Origin of the sequence: Campylobacter sp. 107, from assembly GCF_002383835.1 — a bacterium.
Lineage (GTDB): Bacteria > Campylobacterota > Campylobacteria > Campylobacterales > Campylobacteraceae > Campylobacter_D > Campylobacter_D jejuni.
The window spans coordinates 1-413 of sequence record NZ_NXBA01000067.1 but is presented as its reverse complement, the minus strand read 5'-3'; the positions used below and the strand labels follow the sequence as shown (position 1 = coordinate 413).

The following is a 413-nucleotide window of genomic DNA, read 5'->3' as shown; positions in this document are numbered from 1 at the left end:
CTGATGAATTTGGTATGCTTCCTTTTATAGATGAGATTATGGGAGTAGATTGGGTGATTGATTATAACGAATATCAAATTTCTGAAGATGAATTTGGAGATATATACAAAGCCTTAAGAAGTGATATAGTTGAGGGCAAAATAAAAGATCCAAGGGATATAGATTCTACTTATGAAAGCAGAAGAGAATTTGATCGTTATATGGATGGGTATTCTAATGGTATGATTAATGCTTATGGTTATGATATTCCAAATGATTGGAATGATGCGCAATTAAAAATAGATTCTATGATTTTAACTGCCAAACTAGCAGCCCTAACCCCACCTCAAGGCTATCCTAATGCACCAAGATATTTTACCCCTGAAAATCTAGAATGGTATTACAAAAGACACAAATTAGATGCTAAACTTGAT

At 32.9% G+C, this 413-nt stretch carries 1 pseudogene; it reads left to right on the top strand.

Annotation, left to right across the window (positions count from 1 at the left end):
• Window positions 1-14: 14 nt before the first annotated feature.
• A pseudogene (locus BGS40_RS07445) lies at window positions 15-413 on the top strand (hypothetical protein); the annotation flags it as partial.